Source organism: Komagataeibacter melomenusus, assembly GCF_013155395.1.
GTDB classification, from domain to species: Bacteria; Pseudomonadota; Alphaproteobacteria; order Acetobacterales; family Acetobacteraceae; genus Komagataeibacter; species Komagataeibacter melomenusus.
Genome location: NZ_JABJWC010000021.1, coordinates 1 through 20596, shown reverse-complemented (window position 1 = coordinate 20596; position 20596 = coordinate 1). Strand labels below are relative to the sequence as shown.

The 20596-nt window shown below is 64.3% G+C and carries 19 protein-coding genes; 8 read left to right on the top strand and 11 right to left on the bottom strand.

What is annotated here, in order from left to right:
• The first annotated feature begins 13 nt into the window (after positions 1-13).
• The gene (locus tag HNW77_RS09510; RefSeq protein ID WP_172157237.1) at positions 14-985 is read left to right on the top strand and encodes an MlaD family protein; all 972 of its coding nucleotides are present in this window, start codon (positions 14-16) and stop codon (positions 983-985) included.
• A gap of 87 nt (positions 986-1072) precedes the next feature.
• On the opposite strand, the gene HNW77_RS09505 is transcribed toward HNW77_RS09510, so the two are convergent.
• The 6 genes from HNW77_RS09505 to rimP all read right to left on the bottom strand — a co-directional run bounded on the left by HNW77_RS09505 (position 1073) and on the right by rimP (position 7667).
• Complete coding sequence (locus HNW77_RS09505; protein ID WP_172157235.1) at positions 1073-1549, bottom strand: hypothetical protein; 477 nt, start codon at positions 1547-1549, stop codon at positions 1073-1075.
• Positions 1550-1684: 135 nt separating this feature from the next.
• A complete protein-coding gene (gene rbfA, locus HNW77_RS09500; protein WP_172157279.1) occupies positions 1685-2104 on the bottom strand; it encodes a 30S ribosome-binding factor RbfA in 420 nt (139 codons plus the stop codon).
• Positions 2105-2127: 23 nt separating this feature from the next.
• Positions 2128-4824, bottom strand: coding sequence for a translation initiation factor IF-2 (gene infB / locus HNW77_RS09495; RefSeq protein WP_172157233.1), 2697 nt, complete (start codon positions 4822-4824; stop codon positions 2128-2130).
• Positions 4821-5453, bottom strand: coding sequence for an RNA-binding protein (locus HNW77_RS09490; protein ID WP_172157231.1), 633 nt, complete (start codon positions 5451-5453; stop codon positions 4821-4823). Before HNW77_RS09490 ends, infB begins: the two co-directional genes overlap by 4 nt.
• A gap of 34 nt (positions 5454-5487) precedes the next feature.
• Positions 5488-7026 (bottom strand): transcription termination factor NusA, encoded by a 1539-nt coding sequence (nusA, locus tag HNW77_RS09485; RefSeq protein WP_172157229.1) that lies wholly within the window; start codon positions 7024-7026, stop codon positions 5488-5490.
• A 20-nt stretch (positions 7027-7046) separates the two neighbouring features.
• Positions 7047-7667 carry a ribosome maturation factor RimP gene (rimP, locus tag HNW77_RS09480; protein ID WP_408886806.1) on the bottom strand — a complete coding sequence of 207 codons (621 nt, stop codon included), beginning with the start codon at positions 7665-7667 and terminating at the stop codon, positions 7047-7049.
• A 175-nt stretch (positions 7668-7842) separates the two neighbouring features.
• Here rimP and HNW77_RS09475 point away from each other — a divergent pair, with 175 nt between their 5' ends.
• From HNW77_RS09475 to HNW77_RS09465, 3 genes are all read left to right on the top strand, one after another.
• Complete coding sequence (locus HNW77_RS09475; RefSeq protein WP_172157225.1) at positions 7843-8481, top strand: hypothetical protein; 639 nt, start codon at positions 7843-7845, stop codon at positions 8479-8481.
• The gene (locus HNW77_RS09470; protein WP_172157223.1) at positions 8478-9749 is read left to right on the top strand and encodes an AAA family ATPase; all 1272 of its coding nucleotides are present in this window, start codon (positions 8478-8480) and stop codon (positions 9747-9749) included. The genes HNW77_RS09475 and HNW77_RS09470 overlap by 4 nt, the downstream gene beginning before the upstream one ends.
• Positions 9750-9815: 66 nt before the next feature.
• Entirely contained in the window at positions 9816-10757 is a 942-nt protein-coding gene (locus tag HNW77_RS09465) for a hypothetical protein (protein WP_172157221.1), read from the top strand.
• Between the two features lie 110 nt (positions 10758-10867).
• Here the strand turns inward: HNW77_RS09465 and HNW77_RS09460 are convergent, their stop codons facing one another.
• Positions 10868-11764, bottom strand: coding sequence for a LysR family transcriptional regulator (locus tag HNW77_RS09460; RefSeq protein ID WP_172157219.1), 897 nt, complete (start codon positions 11762-11764; stop codon positions 10868-10870).
• A gap of 225 nt (positions 11765-11989) precedes the next feature.
• On the bottom strand, positions 11990-14683 hold the full coding sequence (gene acnA / locus HNW77_RS09455) for an aconitate hydratase AcnA (protein WP_172157217.1): 2694 nt from the start codon (positions 14681-14683) through the stop codon (positions 11990-11992).
• 282 nt (positions 14684-14965) lie between these two features.
• Here acnA and ccmA point away from each other — a divergent pair, with 282 nt between their 5' ends.
• A complete protein-coding gene (ccmA, locus tag HNW77_RS09450) occupies positions 14966-15610 on the top strand; it encodes a heme ABC exporter ATP-binding protein CcmA (RefSeq protein ID WP_172157278.1) in 645 nt (214 codons plus the stop codon).
• Positions 15607-16287 (top strand): heme exporter protein CcmB, encoded by a 681-nt coding sequence (ccmB, locus tag HNW77_RS09445; protein WP_172157215.1) that lies wholly within the window; start codon positions 15607-15609, stop codon positions 16285-16287. Before ccmA ends, ccmB begins: the two co-directional genes overlap by 4 nt.
• Before the next feature lie 13 nt (positions 16288-16300).
• Here ccmB and HNW77_RS09440 read toward each other — a convergent pair whose 3' ends face one another.
• Both HNW77_RS09440 and HNW77_RS09435 read right to left on the bottom strand, forming a co-directional pair.
• Complete coding sequence (locus tag HNW77_RS09440) at positions 16301-16696, bottom strand: copper resistance CopC family protein (RefSeq protein ID WP_276592084.1); 396 nt, start codon at positions 16694-16696, stop codon at positions 16301-16303.
• A 123-nt stretch (positions 16697-16819) separates the two neighbouring features.
• Positions 16820-17950, bottom strand: a complete 1131-nt coding sequence (locus tag HNW77_RS09435; RefSeq protein ID WP_172157213.1) for a type III PLP-dependent enzyme — start codon at positions 17948-17950, stop codon at positions 16820-16822.
• A 385-nt stretch (positions 17951-18335) separates the two neighbouring features.
• Between HNW77_RS09435 and HNW77_RS09430 the strand changes: the two genes are divergently transcribed.
• A complete protein-coding gene (locus HNW77_RS09430; RefSeq protein ID WP_408886810.1) occupies positions 18336-19268 on the top strand; it encodes a YihY/virulence factor BrkB family protein in 933 nt (310 codons plus the stop codon).
• A gap of 26 nt (positions 19269-19294) precedes the next feature.
• On the opposite strand, the gene HNW77_RS09425 is transcribed toward HNW77_RS09430, so the two are convergent.
• Positions 19295-19837, bottom strand: coding sequence for a septal ring lytic transglycosylase RlpA family protein (locus tag HNW77_RS09425; RefSeq protein WP_172157209.1), 543 nt, complete (start codon positions 19835-19837; stop codon positions 19295-19297).
• Positions 19838-19970: 133 nt separating this feature from the next.
• Between HNW77_RS09425 and aroQ the strand changes: the two genes are divergently transcribed.
• Positions 19971-20426: a type II 3-dehydroquinate dehydratase gene (gene aroQ, locus HNW77_RS09420; protein ID WP_129551555.1), complete on the top strand. Its 456-nt coding sequence runs from the start codon at positions 19971-19973 to the stop codon at positions 20424-20426.
• The last annotated feature ends 170 nt before the right edge of the window (positions 20427-20596 follow it).

The window sequence follows — 20596 nt, the reverse complement described above, 5'->3', positions numbered from 1 at the left end:
AGACCTGAACACCATGGCTGAACGGCAGACCACGGTCGGTGCATTTGTGTTGGGTGGAGCCCTGCTTGGTGTGACGGCCATAGCGCTGTTCGGACAGTTTCATCCCTTTTCGCCCACCAATCGCGCCGTGGTGGTTTTTGACAGCCCGATCAACGGGCTGGGCGTGGGCGCGCCGGTTACGTTCGATGGCGTGCAGGTTGGCCATGTGGACCATATCGCCGTTCAGTTCGACCCGCAGACCCACCAGGCCTATATTCCGGTCACGGTGGAGCTTGAGGCCAATGGCGCGCGCATGGCGGGCTCGCACGGGCGCGCGCTCGATGCCAACGAACTGCCAAAGCTGATTGAAAACGGGCTGCGTGCCGAACTGCACATGCAGAGCTTCGTGACCGGGCAGGAAGAAATCGACCTGACCTTCGACCCCGGCATTCCCGCCCACCTGCATCCCGGCCTGAGCCCGCTGATCGAGATCCCGACCCGCGAATCGGAAATGCAGAAGCTGACCGATGCCCTCACGGCCCTGCCGCTCAAGAACATTGCCAACAATGCCGACGCCATGCTGGTGAGCATCCGCACCCTGGCCGACAAGCTCGACAAGGACCTGCCGCCGCTGGTGGATAGCGTGCGCGCCACATCCGACCATACGCGCGTGACCGTTGATACCGCGACCGACACCATCCGCGATCTCGACAAGCGCCTCGACACCACGCTGGCCTCCATCGACCATCTGGCCGATACTGGCACCGCCCAGCTTGATGCGCGTGGCGGCGAACTGCACACGCTGCTGGTCAACTCCAACGATACGGTAACAGAAGCGCGTGGCGCGCTGGCCGGGCTGCATGACATCACGGCCCCGAGTTCGGCTGACCGCTCCAATATCGATTCGTCACTGCGTGACCTGGCCGCCGCCGCCGCCGCCCTGCGCGGGTTCGCGACCGACGTGGAGCGCAACCCGCAGCTCCTGCTCATGGGGCGGCGCAACTGAGACGCGGGGCATACACGACATGACAGAGGCCGGTGGAGAATGCTCCGACCGGCCTTTTTACTGGAAATGCTTCACCAAGGATGTTTGTCATTCGGTGGAGAGGGAGAACACAGTATCCAGGTCACGGGCGTCTTTATAGAACTCCAGGATAAACCGGACCATTCCTGAAATGATCTGAATGGCCTGTTCTTTTTTCCATCCATCAAGACCGATCATATATAAGACGTAATTCTCCTTGACCTGCCATGTCACAAACAGATTATGTCCCGGTTCCCGCCAGAACTGGACATTTTTCAGGCATCCATTTTCAATATCACGGTAAAAATCGTCTATGCTGCCTTTGTGGAGGCAATCCAGATCCCGCTGGAAGTAATCCGGAATTTCATTTCCCGGAACATTCCATATCGCGCCATTATGACCGCCATCAAAAACAAGAGAGATAATAATACCGTTATGATCAAATAAGGAAAATCCTGCTTCCTTCATAAGATCAACCATGCGGCAGAATGCTTCTTTTTCGCTGCCGGTCATTTTTATTTCGCAATTAAACTTCATATCAACCACCCGCGCTCTTTCCAATCGGACTTTATTTCAGAACAGCCATATTCAATTGGCAAAAAGCCCGAAAAAAAACGGCCCCCTGAAACGTCAGGGGGCCGTCGGCATAGACAGGACAGAACGTGATCCGCGCCTTGGCGTTCAGTCTTCATCCTTGAGGTCGCGCAGCACTTCAGGCTGGCGCAGCATGGTATCGACTTCCATGGCGTAATCGAGCGCCGTGTCCGGCTGAAAGTGCAGGTCCGGCACGCCGCGCAGCCTGAGCGCGTGCGACAGGCGGGTGCGCAGGAACGGTGTCACGCGCTTGAGCGCGGGCAGCAGTTCCGCCACATCGCTCCGGCCCAGCCGGGCCACGAAAACCGTGGCATGCTTGAGGTCGGGCGAAATACGCACTTCGGTGACCGTAATGCGCACGTCGGCCAGATCCGGGTCACGGAATTCGGTGCGGGCAAATATTTCCGCCAGCACGCGACGGACTTCTTCCGCCACGCGCAGCTGACGCTGCGAGGGACCAGACGCGGAATGGCCGGCAAGTTTCCCTGCCGGCCCGCTCTCGCTCATCCCTTTCCTGGATGAATTGCGGCTCATGCCGGGACGAGTTCCATTTCATAACACTCGACCACGTCACCCTCGCGCAGGTCGTTATACCCGGCAAAGGACAGGCCGCATTCATACCCGCGCGCCACTTCCTTGACGTCATCCTTGAAGCGCTTGAGCTGGCTCAGCTCGCCTTCATGGATCACGACGTTGTCACGCAGCAGGCGCACGCCACAGCCACGCTTGACCACGCCTTCGGTCACGTAGCAGCCAGCAACCTTGCCAACCTTGGTAATTTCGAAAACCTTGCGGATCTCGGCATAACCCAGGAACTTCTCGCGATGCTTGGGCGCAATCTTGCCGCGCACCAGCTGCTCCACGTCATCCGCCACCTGGTAGATGATCGAGTAGTAGCGGATGTCCACGCCTTCGCGCTGCGCCAGTTCGCGGGCCTGTGCGGTCGCACGGACATTGAACGCGATGATGATCGCGCCCGACGCCTTGGCCAACTGCACGTCGCTTTCGGTAATCTGGCCCACAGTGGCGTTGAGCACGCGGATCTTGACTTCCTCATGCTCAAGCTTCTGCACGGTGGCTTCAAGCGCCTCCGCCGAACCCTGCACGTCAGCCTTGATCAGGACGGCAACTTCCTTCTGCGCGCCAGCCTGAATGCGGGCGAGCATCTGGTCGAGCGTGCCGCGTGCGGCGGTCTGGCCAGCGGCCATGCGCTCCTTGATCACGCGCTGGCGGAACTCGGAGATTTCGCGGGCGCGATTCTCGTTTTCCACCACCACGAACGGCTCGCCTGCGCCCGGAACCCCGGTAATGCCCAGGATCTCGACCGGCATGGACGGACCTGCCTCGCCAAGCTGGCGGTTGCGGTCGTCGATCATGGCGCGCACGCGGCCCCATTCGGCCCCGGCCACCACGATGTCGGTGCGGCGCAGCGTGCCCTTCTGGACGAGAACGGTCGCAACCGGACCACGGCCACGGTCAAGGCGGCTTTCAATCACCGAACCTTCGGCCACCCGGTCGGGATTGGCCTTGAGGTCAAGGATTTCGGCCTGCAGCAGGATCGCTTCCTCAAGCTTGTCCAGACCCGTGCGCTTGAGCGCCGAGACCTCGACATCCTGCGTATCGCCACCCATGCTTTCCACCACGATCTCGTGGTTCAGCAGTTCCTGGCGCACGCGGTCGGGGTTCGCACCCGGCTTGTCGCACTTGTTGATGGCCACGATGATCGGGGCGTCAGCCGCCTTGGCGTGCTTGATGGCCTCGATCGTCTGCGGCATCACGCCATCATCGGCGGCCACGACCAGAATGACCACGTCCGTCACCGAGGCGCCACGGGCGCGCATGGCGGTAAACGCCTCATGGCCCGGCGTATCGATGAAGGTGATCTTCGCACCCGAGGCCAGCGTGACCTGATACGCGCCGATATGCTGGGTAATGCCACCGGCTTCGCCATTAGCGACATCGGTGGTGCGCAGCGCGTCGAGCAGCGAGGTCTTGCCGTGATCGACATGACCCATCACGGTCACGACCGGCGGACGGGGCTTGAGGTCTGCTTCGCTGTCCTCGATGCCCTCGATGCCGATCTCGACATCGCTGTCGGAAACACGGCGCACGCGGTGGCCGAATTCCTGCACGATCAGTTCCGCCGTGTCCGCGTCGAGCGACTGGGTCACGGTGGCCATCACGCCCATTTTCATCAGCGCCTTGATGACCTCGCCCTGACGGGCGGCCATGCGGTTGGCGAGTTCCTGCACCGTAATGCTCTCGGGCAGGACCACGTCACGCACCACGCGCACCTGGTCGGAACGCAGGCGCTCAAGTTCGGCCTGACGGCGCTCGCGTTCACGCTGGCGGCGGACCGAGGCGAGCGAACGGGTCTTGTCGTCATCCCCCTCGATCGCGGCCTGCACGTCAATGCGGCCAGCGCGACGGCTGTCGTTGTTCTTCTTGGCACCACCCGAGGGGCGGCGATTCGGCACGGCATTGCCGGGGCGACGGCTGGGACGACGTTCTTCCTCGCCACCATCCGCACGGCCCGTGCGCAGGCGCAGCGTCTCGCCAGCACCGCCCGCGGGGCGTGCCGTGGTCGCGGCACCACCCCCACCGGCGGGGCGCGACGGCCGCAGCGGCTGGGCGGGCATGATCGCGCGCTCGGCCAGCGGGCGCAGGCGCTGCATGGGGGGGGCGAGCGTCACCTCACCCGGAATGGGCACGGACGAGACGACCGGCCCCGCCGCATCTGTCGCGTCGGGCGCAGCCGGGGCCGGCGCGCTGCTGGCCTCCTGCTTGCGGGCTTCCTCGGCCGCAGCGGCGGCATCCGCCTTGGCGCGTGCCTCTTCCTCGGCACGGCGGGCATTTTCCTCTTCAGCGCGGCGGGCTTCCTCCGCGGCGGAGAGGATCGTGATCTTCTCCTGCTCGCGGGCCTCTTTCTCGCGCTGGATGGCGGCACGGCGCTGCTCATCAAGCACGCGCTGGCGTGTCGCCAGTTCCGCTGCCGTCAGCGCGCGACCGCCCCGACCACCGGCGCGACCGCCAGCCGGCCCCGATCCGTTACCTGCGGCCCCGGCCCCGCGCTTCTTGCGCACCTCGACCTGAACCACCTTTGAACGACCATGGCTGAAGCTCTGTCGCACGGAACCGGCATCCACCGTCCGTCCGACCTCCCTGCGGCCCGCCGGCCGCAGAGACAAGCGTCCCTTACCCTGATCCTGATCGTTGCCTTCGCTCATGTACCCGCCTGTTCACACCGTCCGGCGGAACGATCCGCCGAATTCGGGCCAGTCCTGCCGGACAGACCCGCAAAACGTTCACTCTCGATACGGAAACGGCGCGCCAGTTCACCATGCAGAATCGCTGCATGAACAACATGGTCGCGGCCAAATGCCGCACCCAGACCCGATGCCGTAGGAACAGCCACAACCGGCAGTTCCCGTGCACCAGACAAAACTCTCTTCCTCTCGTCGGGGCTGCCATCGGCCGCCTGTATGACCAGACCGGCACGACCGCCCACAACCCACTCACGCACCTTGGCAAAACCGCAGACAATCTGCCCGGCCCGCCGTGCCAGCCCCGCGACATCCATCATGCGCCGCAGAAGCCCATCTCGCACAAGATGGGTCAGGTCAGGGGGAATAACAACCCTTCCCCTCGCCGCGCGGGCAAAGACGCCACGAGTGCGTGCTGTTTCTAACACATCCGCGCGTGCGCTCAACCAAATTCCCCGTCCGGGCAGCCGTGCGGAAAGATCAGGGATCACGACTCCATCGGGGGAAATGACAAACCGGATCATTTCCTCCCTGGGCAGCCGGAGCCGGGTCACGGCGCAACGGCGCAGCGGCCCGCGCTCTTCCGGCTCCATGCCTTCCGGCGCTTCCGCGTTCAGGTCGGTTTGCTCAGACGTCGGACGTCTCCTCTTGCGCGGGCTTCGCCTCGTCACCATCGAACCAGTGCGCACGCGCCGCCATGATGATCTCGTTGGCCGCGTCCTCGTCGATGGCATCGCTGCCCAGGATCTCGACAAGTTCGTCACCGGCCAGATCGGCCAGGTCATCGAGCGTCTTCACGCCCTTTTCACCCAGCGTCACCAGCATCTGGTTGGTGAACACGCCCAGTACGGCAATATCATCGCTCACGCCCAGCGTGCGGCGCCTGTTGTCAAGCTCCTCTTCCTGCCCCGCCAGATAGCCTTCGGCGCGGCGGACCAGTTCGCTGGCCACGTCCTCGTCAAAGCCTTCGATGTTGGCCAGTTCCTCGGGGTCGGCAAAAGCCAGTTCCTCGATGGAATGGAAGCCCTCGGTCACGAGCAGGCCCGCAATGACATCATCCACGTCCAGCGCCTCGACAAAGAGGTTGCTGCGGCGACGGAATTCTTCCTGGCGGCGCTCCGATTCCTCGGCCTCGGTCAGGATGTCGATGTCCCAGCGCGTCAGCTGGCTGGCAAGGCGCACGTTCTGGCCACGGCGGCCGATGGCCAGGCTGAGCTGGTCATCGGGCACGACAACCTCGACGCGGCCCGCCTCCTCATCCATCACCACCTTACTGACTTCAGCCGGGGCAAGGGCATTGACCACGAAGGTCGCGGCCTGCGGGCTCCATGGAATGATATCGATCTTCTCGCCCTGGAGTTCCTTGACCACTTCCTGCACGCGGCGGCCGCGCACGCCCACGCAGGCGCCAACCGGGTCGATCGAGGCATCACGCGAGATGACGGCCATCTTGGCGCGCGAGCCGGGGTCACGCGCCACGGCCTTGATCTCGATGATGCCATCATAGATCTCGGGCACTTCCTGCGCGAACAGCTTGGCGAGGAACGCCGGATGCGTACGCGAAAGGAAGATCTGCGGGCCACGCGGCTCGTCGCGCACGTCATAGATATAGGCGCGCACGCGATCGGAATTGCGGAAGCTTTCACGCGGGATCAGTTCGTCACGGCGCAGCAGGGCCTCGGCATCGCCGATCTCGACGAGCAGGTTGCCATATTCCGTGCGCTTGACGGTGCCGTTGACGATCTCGCCCACGCGGTCCTTGAAGTCATTGAACTGGCGGCGGCGCTCGTATTCACGCACGCGCTGGACAATGACCTGCTTGGCGGTCTGTGCCGCGATGCGCCCGAAATCGATGGGCGGCAGCGGGTCGATCAGGTATTCGCCAAGCTGGATCTCGGGCTTGAACTTGCGCGCGATGTAGAGCGGGATCTGGGTTTCCTCGTTCTCCACCGCCTCGACCGCCTCGGTCCAGCGCGACAGGCGCACATCGCCGGTGCGGCGGTCGATGGTGGCGCGGATATCCTTTTCATGGCCGTATTTCGCGCGGCCGGCCTTCTGGATGGCCTGCTCCATCGCTTCGAGCACTTCCTCGCGGTCAATCGACTTTTCCCGCGCTACGGCATCGGCCACCAGCAGCAGTTCGGGACGGGCAACGGACGTATCCATCAGTGTCTCCACAACATCGTTCAATTGGCCTTGCGGGCCGACTTGCGACCCGGCTTACCAGCGGGCTTGCGGTCTTCAGCCGGGGAAGGGTCTTCCTCCAGGCCAGTCTCCTCGGGGCTTGCGGCCGGCTTCATCATCCGGGCACTCGCCTCGATCAGTTCATCGGTCAGGACAAGGCGGGCCTTGCGCATTTCGGCGAAAGGCAGCGCAACCTCACTCCCGTCCTCAAGTCGCATCAGGCCGCATCCATCACGCGCGCCGAGCACGATCCCGGCAAAACGCTTGCGGCCCTCAAGGGGCATGTTCATCTCGGCGCGCGCGAGGTGGCCGGCAAAACGCTCCCAGTCCTTCGCGCGCGTCAGCGGGCGGTCGATGCCCGGCGATGAGACCTCCAGCGTCCATGCGCCGGGCAGCGGGTCTTCCACATCCAGTATCGCGCCAACTGCATGGCTGATCTGCTCGCAGTCCTCGATGACGAGGAGCGTGCCATCCATGCGATCGGCCATGATCTGCACGGTAGGGGATTCGCGACCCAGCACCGCCACGCGCACGAGGTCGAACCCCATGTCGGCCAGCGCGGGGGCGACCATTGCGGCGATGCGGGCATCGAGGCCCGACAGGAAAGGCAGATCAGCGTCCAATGCAAAAAAGGCAGCCCTGCGGCCACCCCCCAAAGAAAAAACCATAGATGAAGGAATAATCGGTAACATAGGTCACGCCATGCCTGACCGCAAGGACTATATGGGCACGCAGGGGTTACATTTCCTCTCTCTTAACATCTTGCCATACGCCCCGCCCCGCACACATTATGTACGAATGATGCCCACGCCCTCCCCGCCGGAACCGACACGGGAACGCAGCGAACGCTCGTCCAGCCGCAAGCTGGTCGTGGTGGGGCTGATCGCGGCCGTGGTGGCGGGCGGCGGCCTGGGTGCAGGCGGCTTCCTGACCCCGCAGGAGGGCGGCAGCGGCAGCCAGACGCCGCCCGTCGCGGCCGAGGCCGGTGGCGGGGGTGGCGGCGGCGGCAATCACCTGACGCTCAACGCGCCGGTGCAGGGCAAGCCCGACATGATGGGCGAGATGCCCATGATCTCGCCCGAGCGCGCGGCGGAAATGCTGCGCCAGACAGATTTTACATTGCAGCAGCAGGCCGAGATCATGGCGGCATTACGACGGCGCGAGATCATACTGGCCGACATGCCGATGTATGACATGACAGGCAGCGGAGCAGTCGTGAACGTGGAGTCCCTTGGTCTCGTGCAGACCGTGCATCTCGGGCCGCAGCCCCGCAGCGTGATCCTGCCCATCCGCATCGCAGGCGACGTGTCGATCACGCCAGCGGGTGATCCGGGGCCGATGGGCGTACATGCCGGGGCGGTGTTCGTGCCGGGGCCCACGCCGCTGCCGGTGCTGACGCGCGGGACCCGTCTTGTCATCGGGGTTGTGGTGCAATGAAGCCGCTCTATCCAATCCTGATGGAACGGATCGTGCCGATCGCCATGGTCATTTTTCTGGTGCTCGGCAGTTTTCAGGCCGCGATGGCGTTGCATCTTTCGCTCGCCAGCATACGGCATTTCATGGAATGGTGCGCACCGGCCTATCCGGTCATAGCGGCGGCGAGCGCCCTGCTGGCGCTGAGCGGGCTGTGGTTCGAGAGCCGGGCCGAGAAACTCGCCCGCAAGGGAATCCGACGCAGACGGGGATGGATGATGGACGTACTGGCCAGGCTGACCAATCGTAGCGCGCTTGAAGAGATGCTGGCGCGCGAACAGAAAGAAACCGTGATCGATGCCGAGGAACTCGCCGCAAGCCTGCGCGCGCGCGTGATCGGCCAGGACCAGGTATGCGAGGACGTGGCGACCCAGCTGCGCCGCCGCCTGGCGCTGCAGGTGCGCGGCAAGCCGGTGGGCATCTTCCTGCTGGCAGGGCCGCCGGGCACGGGCAAGACCTATCTTGCCAAGCAGCTTGCCCGCCAGCTCGACCGCCCGCTGCTCAACTTCGACATGACGCAGATGAGTTCGCCTCATGCCGCAACACAACTGTTCGGCTCGCCCAAGGGCTATGTCGGCTCGGACACCTACGGCAAGCTGACCGGCGGCCTGAAGGAAAAGCCCGATGCGGTGGTCCTGCTCGATGAAATCGAGAAGGCGCACCCCGATGTGTTCAAGAAATTCCTCACCGCATGGAATGACGGGCACGTGACCGAGGCCTCGACGGGGCAGCAGATCTCGACCGTGCGTTGCATCTTCATCCTGACATCCAATATCGCCACCGATGCACTGTCCGAGATCGCGGACCGGCTGGCGGATGAACCCGACAAGATGCGCGCCGAGTCGGTCGAGGCGCTGCGACAGGCCGGTTTCGCGCCTGAAGTCCTCAACCGCCTGGACCGCATCTTCGTGTTCCGCCCGCTGGAGGGGCTGGATATCGCCCGCGTTTCCGCGCTGGAAATCGAGTCGATGATCGACAGCTATGGCCTCAAGGTCGAGACCGGGGGCATCGACCCTGCCCTGCTGTTCGAGGTCATGCGCCGCCAGGACCGCATGGGCCCTGCCGCGAGTGCGCGCGACCTGGCCCGCTCGATCGAGGACATGATCAGCGACTCGCTCATCACCGCCCGCCAGCAGGGTGCAAAGCTGGTGCGCGTGGTGCAGAACGAAGATGGCATCGTGGCCGAAATCGCGGACAAGAGCGACGCGCAGCAGGCCCGGATCAGTTCCTGACCCATGGCTGCGCTGTTCCGCCCTGCCCCTGTGGCCTCCTGCATGGCGAAAGGCATGGCCTGCTGAATGTCCGCTTTTTCGCGCCTATGGTATCGTGCGCCGCTATGGCGGCTGTGCCTGTACCTCATCGTGCCCTTCGTGGCGCTGACCTTCGTGTTCCCGCCCGCGTACCTGACACGCAGGCTGCCCCGCATGGCGCAGATCGCCACGGCCATCCACCACCGTCTGGGCATGCAGGACACGCCCGCCGATGCTGACCAGGCCGGTGGCGGCAACCCGGGGGACGGGGTCGTGACGATGATGCCCATGACCGACCGGCTGACCAAGGCCATTCCGTTTGCCGGGCGCATCCTGCCGCTGCCTGCCGGCGTGTGGCACCCGATCATCAACGTGATTGAAGGCCCGCATGGCGAAGTACTGGAGAACGTTCTGGTGCGGGTGCAGGGCCATATCGTGACCGGCCTGATCGTGGCCAGCGGCACGACGCAGCCCGTATCGGCCGCCGCCAACCCGGCAATGGACATGGAATGCCATGACGACCGCAACTACATGTCGCATATCGGCGCCAGCCATCCACCCGTAACGGAATGCTGGCTTACGCGCCTGGTCGATCCGGCCTCCATCAGCCACATGAACGTCATTGCCAGTCGGCTGAAAGAAGAAGGCATCGTGCTGCCGCCTGTCCTGCTCAGGGCAAACTGGATCAACACCACGCCTGCTGCCGATGACAGCCTCAATGCCGAGACGGTGACCATCTATCTCAACCCGGTCAATGCCAACGAGACCAAGATCCTGCGTTCACCCGATTTCTGGACCAAGGAGGCGCTGGCGCAGCAACCGGCCGCCAATGACTTCGTCAAACGCATGAATACATGGATGGCAGGCTGGGCGCCGGTGCTGCATGATGGCTTCAACAGCGACATGCTGGCCTCGAGCGAGGAGCAGCGCGCCCGGCTCTCGCTTGATCCGGCAGCCCCGCGCCCCGGCGAAGCCAATCCGCTGGACTGAACAGGGCATGAAACCCTGAAGGCGCCCGGGCGCTGCCTTTCTTTCAAAAAGGCAGCATTCTCTTGGAGCGTCTTGAAAAAAGCGTCACCGAAACCTTGTATGCCTTTTGATCAGCCCTGACGCAGCACGTCCGAGATCTCGATCAGGAAATCGAGCACCGTGCGCGTGCGCAGCGGCAGGGTACGCGGGCCGGTATGCACGGCATAGAACGGCAACTCGGGAATCGTCCATTCCGGCAACAGGTGCACAAGGCGGCCTGCCGCGATGTCCTCCTCCACCTGGAATGTCGGCAGCATGCCAATGCCAAGCCCCGCCCGCACGGCCTGCAGCACGGCCTCGCTGCTATTGGCGCGGAAGGGCCCGTTGGCGGCCACGGTGGTCTCGCTCTCGCCCTTGCGGGTGAACTGCCAGTCATGCCGCGTGCCGCCATAGCTATAGGCAATGCAGGGATGGTTGAGCAGGTCGCGCGGGTGGGCGGGCGTGCCACGGCGGGCCAGGTAATCGCTTGAGGCGATGACACAGCGATGCACCGAGCCCAGGCGGCGGGCGATCAGCGAGCCCTCGGCAATGGAGCCGATGCGGATGGCAAGGTCCAGCCCCTCTTCCACCAGATCACCAAACCCGTCGCGCATGACCAGTTCGACCGACAGGTCGGGATGTTCCTCCAGCAGGGTGCTCAGCCGGCTGGTCAGGTACAGCCCGAACGCCGTGGTCACGCCCAGCCGCACCAGCCCCGATACCGAAGCCCGCCTGCGGCCAAGCGCGGTTTCCGCCGTTTCAAGGATTTCCAGCACTTCATAGGCATGCGGCAGGAGGCTGCGCCCGTCTTCCGTCATCATCAGGCTGCGGGTGGTACGGGCAAACAGGGTTGCGCCGTAATGGGCCTCAAGCAGGGCAATATGGCGGGAAATGGTGGGCTGGCTTGCCCCCGTCTCCCTTGATACGGCAGAAAATGATCCCGTTGCAGCCACACGGACAAAGCTGTGCAAGGCAGAAAGCAGATCCATGGGGCCCCATCATGTCCGGTATGTTATTACACAATACTGGCTTTAAACGGCATCTCATTTATACACAATATAGAGAAAAAACACCGCCGATATGTGTCAAACGCAGAGGTAACTTATACCACTCACGCATAGATGAACGGCCACAAAAAAACGGCGGCCCGCATGCTACGGGCCGCCGTCTTCATCTTTCCATCCCGGCGCAGGCGGGGACGGTGCTGCCTGTTATCAGGCGGCTTTTGTCATGCCACGCAGCACGGTCTGGAGAATGCCGCCATTGCGGAAATACTCCACCTCATCCAGCGTATCGACACGGCACAGCAGGGGTACGTCCTGCTTGGAGCCATCGGCGCGGGTGATGGTCATGGTCATGGTCATGCGGGGCGTGATCTTGTCGAGACCGCGGATCTCGAAGGTCTCGTCGCCCTTCAGGCCCAGTGTCTTGCGCGTCGTGCCTTCCTCGAACAGGAGCGGCAGCACGCCCATGCCCACCAGGTTGGAACGGTGGATACGCTCGAAGCTCTCGGCCACGACCGCGCGCACGCCCAGCAGCAGGGTGCCCTTGGCCGCCCAGTCGCGCGAGGAGCCCATGCCGTATTCCTTGCCGCCGATCACGACCAGGGGCACGCCCTCCTTCTTGTATTCCATCGCCACATCGTAGATGGAGCCTTCCTTGCCATCGGGGAAGTGCTTGGAAACACCCCCTTCGGTGCCGGGCAGCATCTCGTTCTTGATGCGGATGTTGGCGAACGTGCCGCGCACCATCACGCGGTCATTGCCACGACGCGAGCCGTAGGAGTTGAAGTCCTTCTTCGCCACGCCATGCTCTTCAAGGTACTTGCCCGCGGGCGAGCTTTCCTTGATCGCGCCGGCAGGCGAGATGTGGTCGGTGGTGATGTTGTCACCGAGCAGCGCCAGCAGGCGCGCGCCGATGATGTCGCCACGCGGCTTGGGCTCGGGCGTGATGTCCTGGAAATACGGCGGGTCCTGCACGTAGGTGGAAGACGCATCCCACTTGTAGGTCTCGGAGCCGGTGGCGACCTTCAGCGCCTGCCATTCCTTCGTGCCCTGGCTTACGTGCTTGTAGCGGTTGATGAACTCCTCACGCGTGATGGCGGAGCCCATGAGGGCCGCGATCTCGTGGTTGGTGGGCCAGATGTCCTTGAGGTACACCGGCTTGCCATCCTTGGAGGTGCCCAGCGGCGTGGTGGTGATGTCCTCGCGCATCGTGCCCAGCAGGGAGTAAGCCACGACCAGCGGCGGGCTGGCCAGGTAGTTGGCGCGCACGTTGGGCGAGATACGCCCCTCGAAGTTACGGTTGCCCGACAGCACCGAAACCGCCACCAGCTTGTTGCCTTCGATCGCATCGACGATGTGATCTTCCAGCGGGCCGGAGTTGCCGATACAGGTCGTGCAGCCATAGCCCACGGTGTTGAAGCCCATCGCATCCAGCTCGGCCTGCAGGCCTGCGCGGTTGAGATAGTCCGTCACCACCTGCGAGCCCGGCGCGAGCGAGGTCTTGACCCACGGCTTGGGCTTCAGCCCCAGCGCGCGCGCCTTCTTCGCCACCAGGCCTGCCGCGATCAGTACGGCGGGGTTGGAAGTGTTGGTGCACGAGGTGATGGCCGCGATCACCACGTCGCCGTGGCCGATCTCGTAATTGGTGCCAGCCACCTTGGCCTTCTTGTCCTTGTCGGCCGCGGGCACGCCCAGGCTGCCGGTCAGCTCGGTCTCGAACGCCTTGTCGGCACCCTTGAGCACCACGCGGTCCTGCGGGCGCTTGGGGCCTGCGATCGAGGGCACGATGGTCTCGAGGTTGAGTTCCAGCGTGTCGGTAAACACCGGGTGGGCGGATTCGGCATGGCGGAACATGCCCTGCGCCTTGAGGTATTCCGCCGTCAGCTTGATGCGGTGTTCTTCACGGCCGGTCTGGCGCAGGTAATCCAGCGTCAGGTCATCAACGGGGAAGAAGCCGCAGGTCGCGCCATATTCCGGCGCCATGTTGGCGATGGTCGCGCGGTCGGCCACCGGCAGGTGGTCAAGGGCAGGGCCGAAGAACTCGACGAACTTGCCCACCACGCCCTTCTTGCGCAGCATCTGGGTCACGGTCAGCACCAGGTCGGTGGCGGTCGCCCCCTCGGGCAGCTTGCCCACCAGCTTGAAGCCGATCACATCGGGGATCAGCATGGCGATGGGCTGGCCGAGCATGGCCGCTTCCGCCTCGATGCCGCCAACACCCCAGCCCAGCACGCCCATGCCGTTGACCATGGTGGTGTGGCTGTCCGTGCCGAACAGGGTATCGGGGTAGGCATAGTCCTTGCCGCCCACATTGGCCGTCCACACCGCCTGGGCGATGTATTCAAGGTTCACCTGGTGGCAGATGCCCGTGCCCGGCGGCACGACCGAGAAGTTCTCGAACGCTTCCTGGCCCCAGCGCAGGAAGGCGTAACGCTCGCCATTGCGCTCGAACTCGATGGTCACGTTGTCCTGCAGCGCCTCGGGCGAGCCGGCCACGTCCACCATGACCGAGTGATCGATCACGAGGTTGACGGGAACCAGCGGGTTCACCTTCTGCGGGTCGCCCTTGAGCTTGAGAATGCCGTCGCGCATCGCGGCAAGGTCAACCACGGCGGGAACGCCGGTGAAATCCTGCATGAGAATGCGCGCGGGCTTGAAGGGCACTTCCTTCGTGCTGCGCCCTTCCTTCAGCCATTCGGCGATGGCCTTGGCATCTTCTACGGAGTAGGAATGCCCGTCCTCGAACCGCAGCACGTTCTCCAGCAGCACTTTCAGGCTGACCGGCAGGCGGCTGACGGAACCGATGGTCTTTTCCGCTTCCGGGATTGAGAAATAATGGTAGGTCTTGCCGTCCACGTTCAGTGTGCGGCCCGTTTTCAGTGAGTCGTGCCCAACCGTCTTCATTGGCTTTGTTTCCTCCGAGGCATCAGCAACGGATCGTCCCGTGTGATCGTGTATCCTCCGCTGCCTTTTTTCCTGGCGCGGGGTTTGTGACCTTGTCGGGGACAACCTGCTTGATCTCCCAACGGTGGTAGAACATACCCGGACGCGGTTGCGACACAAGCTGGAGCCGGTAACAAGAAACCGGGAGCAGGCATTTTTTTGCCCTGCCCCCACCATCGACCCATTGCCCGGAGGATTTCCGTCATTCCTGCCTTTACCCCCCCCGGCCGCCCCCTGCTGGAAGTGGAAAACATCTCGGTTTTCCGCGGTGAACGGCTGGTTCTGGACCGTGTCGGCTTTACGCTCGGGGCTGGTGACGCCCTGCTCCTGACCGGCCCGAACGGGGCTGGCAAGTCCACCCTGCTGCGCGTTCTGGCGGGATTGCACAAACCGGAAGGCGGCCATGTGCTGTGGTCTGGCGTGGATGCGCTGGCCGATCGCACCCAGCATGCGGGGCGGGTGGCCTATCTGGGCCACCAGGATGCGCTCAAGCTGGGGCTGACATTGCGCGAGAACCTGACGCTGGCCGCGCGCGCAAGCGGCGGAAATCCTGACTTGTGCATGGAATCACTCAACATTTCCGGCCTGGCCGACCTGCCCGCGCGCATGCTCTCGGCGGGGCAGAAACGGCGCGCGGCGCTGGCGCGCGTGCTGCTGGCGCAGGCCCCGCTCTGGCTGCTCGATGAGCCGAGCCTGGGGCTGGACATCAACACCATGGGCCTGCTGGGCACCCTGTTCGCCGCCCACCGGCAGGCTGGCGGAATTGTGATTGCAACCACCCATGTTCCCCTGCCCCTGCCCGATGCCCGCACGCATGCGCTGCCGGGGCTGAACGAATCCGACATCCCCCAGCCGCTGGAGGATTTCCCCGAGGACGACCTGCTGTGACACTCCGGATTCCCGCCCTCATCACCGCCATCCTCGAACGCGACCTGCGGCTGGCGCTACGCCACGGGGCCGACACGCTGGGGGCGGTGCTGTTCTTCATCCTCGCGGGCGCGCTGTTTCCGCTGGCCCTTGGCCCTTCGCCCGAGCTGCTGCGGCGCATGGCACCGGGAATCGTGTGGGTGTGCGCGCTGCTCGCCGCCCTCCTGCCGCTTGACCGGCTGTTCGGCTCGGAGCTGGAAGATGGCTCGCTCGACCAGTTGCTCATGACCGGCCTGCCGCCCTCGCTCATCGCGCTGGCCAAGATGATGGCCCACTGGCTGACCACCGGCCTGCCGCTGCTGCTGGCAGCCGGCCCGCTGGCCATCATGCTCGGCATGCCCACGAGCAGTATGGTGGTGCTGCTGACCGGGCTGCTGCTCGGCACGCTCATCCTCTCGCTTATTGGCGGCATGGCGGCATCGGTCGTGCTCGGCGCGCGACGCGGCGGCGTGCTGCTGCCGCTGCTGGTACTGCCGCTGACCACGCCCGCGCTGATCTTTGGCGCGGCAGCGCTCGATGCGGCGCAGACCGGCCTGTCATGGGGGCCGGACCTTGAACTGCTCGGCGCGTTCCTGGCCGCGGCCCTGCCGCTGTGCCCGCTTGCCGCGGGTGCCGGGCTGCGGGCGGCAGTGGAATAAGGGAACAGGGCGGCTATTTTCCGCCCGCAGGCGCAGGCGTGCCTGCGGGGTCGACATCAAAGGGCACGTTGCCTTCCGTGGGTGAGCCGCCTGGCGCGCGCATGCGCCAGTGCAGCACGTAATGCCCCGGTGTCAGCGCCACGGTGGTGGCCAGGCCCTGCTGCTCATCATCACTGGGCGAGGCCGCAAGCAGTTGCGGCACGCCGCTCGGGCCAAGCAGGAGCAGGCGCGCGCGGAAGGGATCGATCACGCTGTTATAGCCCAGCTTGATTGCCACATTGCCCGCAGGCACATGCTGCCCTGCCGATGGCGTGGCATGAACCAGCACGGGGGCTGCAAACGCCCGCGCCGCCACGACGCACCCGAGAAGGGACACGCCCAGCAAACGCAGCGTTGAAACACGGGACACGGGCAAGGAACACCTCCGGCATGGATGGAACTGCCCTGTGTATCCCCCCGATACACGCAGGGCGGCAAGACTTTCGTCCCGCCGCCCTGTTATCCAGACATGTTCAGATGGTGCTGAACGCGATCAGATATAGTGTTCCTCAATGGGCCTGAGGCCATTGAACCCGGTCGAGCAGTAGGTCGAGACATATGCCCCGGTGGAGAGCAGTTCGATCCGGTCGCCCGATTCCAGCCCCAGCGGCAGGGCGTAGGGGGTCTTTTCATACATGATGTCCGCCCCGTCGCAGGTCGGGCCGGCAATGGCGACCGGGCCGGTTGCCGTGCCATCATGCGGGGTGCGGATGCCGTAGCGGATGGCCTCGCCCTCGGTCTCGGCCAGGCCGCCAAAGCGCCCGATATCCAGATAGACCCAGCGCACGCCATCATTCATGCCACGGCGGCTGACCAGCACCACTTCCGATGACACGACACCCGCATCGCCTACCATGAAGCGGCCCGGCTCGATGATCATTTCCGGCAGGTCATTGCCGAAATGCTCGGTCATGGCGTGGCTGATGGCCACGGCAAAGCGGTCGATGCCCGGCACGTCATCACGGTAGCGGATGGGGAACCCGCCGCCGAGATTGACCATGCGCAGGTCAAGCCCCGCAGCCTTGAGGTCGGTAAACAGCATGCCCACGCGGGCGATCGCCGCCTCGTATGCGCCGGTCTCGGTCTGCTGGCTGCCTACGTGAAAGGACAGGCCATAGGGGTCGAGGCCAAGGTCACGCGCGCGCAGCATCAGGTCGCGGGCATTGTCGAGCGTGGTGCCGAACTTGCGCGACAGCGGCCAGTCAGCGCCCTCGTTCTCCACGATCAGGCGGCAGTAAACGCGCGCACCGGGTGCGTGGCGGGCCAGCTTTTCCAGCTCTTCCGCGCAGTCAAAGGCGAACATGTCAACACCAGCGGCAAAGGCGCGGGCGATGTTCGATGCTTTCTTGACCGTGTTGCCGAACGAGACATCGGCCGGGCGCGCGCCTGCCTCGAGGCACATGGAAATCTCTTCCCACGACGCCGCATCGAAGGCCGAGCCGAGACCCACGAGGCGGGTCAGGATCTCACGGGCGGGATTGGCCTTTACGGCGTAGTAGATCCGGGCCAGGGGCAGCGCCTCGCGCAGGGCGCGGTAGCGTTCTTCCACCCGGTCGACATCAACGATAAGGCATGGCGTGGCAGGAGCCTGCTCAGCCAGATAACGAGCGATTTTGGGAGTCATCGCACCCAAATCCCTTCTGTACTGCCGCCCGGATGAACACAATTCTGGAATTGCACAAACGGACAGATGTTGCGAAACGGTCTAACGGACCAGCGACCAATAAGGACCCCCACCATGTGGCGGCCCGATTGCCAGAACGCTTGACGTCGTTGCGTAACCTCAGAGGGCCAGTGGCACGTGCGTTGTTGCGTAGGGAGCGCATATGCGCACAATACGCGCCTGACGCAATAGAAAAATCCTTGCGATCCGAATTTTTCCTTTAGGATCACATGATCGTGGCACAATCCACACAGGCAGCCCCCTCCGCGCCCGGCGTGCCACCGCATAACAGGACAAGAAGCCCGCCTTGATTGGTTCCTCATCTACTGAAATCGATATGACGGACATGCCCCCGCCCGCACATCACCTGCCGCATTTTTCAATGCAGCAGGTCAGGAAAGTGCTGCGCCAGGTTGCCCGCAACATCGTATCCGACCAGATCACGCTGGCTGCGGCAGGCTGTGCGTTCTACGCCACGCTGTCGCTGTTTCCGGCCATGAGCACGCTCATCTCGCTCTATGGCCTCCTGTTCGACCCGCAGACGGTGGAACCCCAGCTGGTGGTGCTGCGCAACGTGCTGCCGCCTTCGGCCTATGACATGATCGGCGCGCGCATCCACCTGCTCGTGGCCGAATCGCACTCATCGCTCACGCTGAACCTGATCATATCCACCACCATCGCCACATGGTCGGCCTCGGCGGCCACGCGCTCGCTCATCCTGGCGATGAACGTGGCCTACAACACACCCGAGACACGCAGCTTCCTGCGCTTTCAGGCCATGGGCATGGCGCTGACCTTCTGCTCGATCTGCGGCGGCATCCTGACGCTGGCCCTCATGGTGGGGCTGCCGTTCCTGCTCGACTACCTGCCGCAGAAGCTCGAACTCGCCCCCCCGCCCGGCTCGGTCGAACTGCTGGTGCGCATGGGCGGGCCCATGCTCATGCTTCTGTTCGTGCTGTCGCTGTGCTCGGTGCTGTACCGCTTCGGCCCCAACCGGCCCCATACCTACTGGCGGTGCATCCTGCCCGGCTCGATCGGGGCCACGCTGCTGTGGCTGCTCTCCTCGGCGGGGTTCTCCTATTATGTCAGCCACATTGCGGGCTACAGCGCCACGTACGGGCCGCTGGGCGCGTTCATCGCCATCATGATGTGGTTCTATGTCTCGGCCTATGTCGTGCTGCTCGGCGCGGAGCTGAATGCGGGACTCGAGATCGAGATGAACCTGCGCTGCTCGCCCGACAAGACCATGGAAGGCTGGACCAAGCACCAGCGCCTCTGAAAGGCCGTGCAGGTCCGCCGCCGCGCCTAGCGCGTGGCGCTGGCCACTTCCTCATCGGCCTCACGCGCGGGTTCTATCTCTACCGTCGAGACGCCACGCCCCATGATGCCAAGCTGCCGCGCGGCCTCGGGCGAGAGGTCGATGATGCGGTGCCCACGATACGGCCCCCTGTCATTGACCCGCACCACGACCGAGCGCCCGGTATTGACGGCATGCACCCGCACCCGCGTGCCCAGCGGCAACTGGGCGTGGGCTGCGGTCAGCGCATCGGGGTCGAACCGCTCGCCCGAGGCGGTGGCATGCCCGCTCTGCCGGTCCGTGCCATACCAGCTGGCCAGCCCGTGCTGGTTCCAGTTCGCGGGCACATGCGCCATGGCGGGCGGCCGCCTGACGCTGGCGCGCGCGCCATGCCGGGTGGGTGCCGCCACATGCCGGGCCGCCGCGTGCGCCGCGCCCAGCACGCCCGACGTGGCCAGCATCAGGCACGCCACCGCCACGGATGCCCCGTAGCGCGCCGTATTGCTGCCCCGTGCGCCGCCCGCGCGCTGGTGATCGGTTTTTGCTGTCATGGCGCCACCATACCATAATTGGACCCGCAGGGCATAATTCAGCCTGCAGGCCGGGCGCAGGCGGCCACGCAAGAAGGGCATGACGCATGATCGGACTTGGAACCGGACGGCGGGCGTGCTAGGCGCGTGCATCATGGAGCGCCCTCTCATTGCCGTGCTGAACGGCCCAAACCTGAACATGCTCGGACTGCGGCAGCCCGAAGTCTATGGCCGTGCCACGCTTGACGACGTGGAACAGGTCTGTGTCCAGGCGGCCGAACGGCTCGACGTCGCCATCGACTTCCGCCAGACCAATGGCGAGGGGGAACTCGTTTCATGGATACAGGAATGCCGGGGCCGCGCACGCGGCATCATCATCAACCCGGCGGCCTATTCCCACACCTCGGTTGCCATACTCGACGCGCTGCTGGCCGTTGATCTGCCGGTGATCGAGGTGCACATCTCCAACATTCACCGCCGTGAAGCCTTCCGTCATCACTCCTACGTCTCCCGCGCCGCCATTGGCGTCATATGCGGGCTGGGCGTACGGGGGTATGCCCTGGCGCTTCAGGCCATGACAGACATGATTCTGGACGAGGACGATCAATGAGCCGACTGCTCGTGGATGCGGATGCCATACGGGCATTGGCTGAAATTCTCACCGATACCGGCCTGACCGAAATCGAGATCGCGGAAAAGGACAACCGCATCCGCGTGGTGCGCGCCGCCGCCCCCGTGGCGCATGCCGTGCCCGCGAACTGGAACCAGCACGGGCTGGCC

Excerpts from the sequence above, each read along its gene's own strand:
- acnA (WP_172157217.1), bottom strand. The coding sequence starts at position 14,683 with ATGAAGACGGTTGGGCACGACTCACTGAAAACGGGCCGCACACTGAAC.
- HNW77_RS09465 (WP_172157221.1), top strand. The coding sequence starts at position 9,816 with ATGTCCGCTTTTTCGCGCCTATGGTATCGTGCGCCGCTATGGCGGCTG.
- nusA (WP_172157229.1), bottom strand. The coding sequence starts at position 7,026 with ATGGATACGTCCGTTGCCCGTCCCGAACTGCTGCTGGTGGCCGATGCC.
- HNW77_RS09470 (WP_172157223.1), top strand. The coding sequence starts at position 8,478 with ATGAAGCCGCTCTATCCAATCCTGATGGAACGGATCGTGCCGATCGCC.
- HNW77_RS09490 (WP_172157231.1), bottom strand. The coding sequence starts at position 5,453 with ATGGAGCCGGAAGAGCGCGGGCCGCTGCGCCGTTGCGCCGTGACCCGG.
- HNW77_RS09510 (WP_172157237.1), top strand. The coding sequence starts at position 14 with ATGGCTGAACGGCAGACCACGGTCGGTGCATTTGTGTTGGGTGGAGCC.
- rbfA (WP_172157279.1), bottom strand. The coding sequence starts at position 2,104 with ATGAGCGAGAGCGGGCCGGCAGGGAAACTTGCCGGCCATTCCGCGTCT.
- HNW77_RS09460 (WP_172157219.1), bottom strand. The coding sequence starts at position 11,764 with ATGGATCTGCTTTCTGCCTTGCACAGCTTTGTCCGTGTGGCTGCAACG.
- infB (WP_172157233.1), bottom strand. The coding sequence starts at position 4,824 with ATGAGCGAAGGCAACGATCAGGATCAGGGTAAGGGACGCTTGTCTCTG.
- aroQ (WP_129551555.1), top strand. The coding sequence starts at position 19,971 with ATGGAGCGCCCTCTCATTGCCGTGCTGAACGGCCCAAACCTGAACATG.
- HNW77_RS09430 (WP_408886810.1), top strand. The coding sequence starts at position 18,336 with ATGCCCCCGCCCGCACATCACCTGCCGCATTTTTCAATGCAGCAGGTC.
- HNW77_RS09475 (WP_172157225.1), top strand. The coding sequence starts at position 7,843 with ATGATGCCCACGCCCTCCCCGCCGGAACCGACACGGGAACGCAGCGAA.
- HNW77_RS09435 (WP_172157213.1), bottom strand. The coding sequence starts at position 17,950 with ATGACTCCCAAAATCGCTCGTTATCTGGCTGAGCAGGCTCCTGCCACG.
- HNW77_RS09425 (WP_172157209.1), bottom strand. The coding sequence starts at position 19,837 with ATGACAGCAAAAACCGATCACCAGCGCGCGGGCGGCGCACGGGGCAGC.